Origin of the sequence: Streptomyces doebereineriae, assembly GCF_031845645.1 — a bacterium.
Classification (GTDB): domain Bacteria; phylum Actinomycetota; class Actinomycetes; order Streptomycetales; family Streptomycetaceae; genus Streptomyces; species Streptomyces canus.
In genome coordinates, this window is sequence record NZ_JAVREZ010000362.1 from 1 (window position 1) to 440 (window position 440).

The following is a 440-nucleotide window of genomic DNA, read 5'->3' on the forward strand; positions in this document are numbered from 1 at the left end:
CGAGAGCGGGCGCCAGCCCTCGGGCCACCACGGGGGCCCTCACTCGGACGTCCTCGTAGAACCGGACCCGGAACCAGAGGCAGAGGCAGAGGCAGAGCCCGACCCGGAACCGGAGGCCGGGCCCGACCCGGAACCAGAACCGGAGGCAGAGCCCGACCCGGCCCCGAAACCGTCACGTGGGTCGGCGTCCGCCGCTCCCGTTCCCGCGGTCTCGGAGGTCACCCAGGCGAACGGTGAGACGCCCATCTGCTTGCAGAAGCTGCTGAGGGCCTTGTCATAGGCGTTGGAGAACTCGTAGAGCCCCACCTGGTCGTGGTCCTTGGCCGCCCGGCCGAGGACCTGGGCGAGCGCCTGGGTGCCGTTGCGGCGGGTCTCCCGCAGCGCCTTCATCGTGGCGGCGAAGTCGCGGTCGGCGAGCGGGGCGACGAAGGGAGCCAGGA

At 72.0% G+C, this 440-nt stretch carries 1 protein-coding gene; it reads right to left on the bottom strand.

Features of this window, described 5'->3' with window-relative positions; genetic code table 11:
- Positions 1–39: 39 nt before the first annotated feature.
- Positions 40–440 (bottom strand): hypothetical protein (locus tag RNB18_RS52305; protein ID WP_311721091.1); only part of this gene is annotated, 401 nt, incomplete at its 5' end.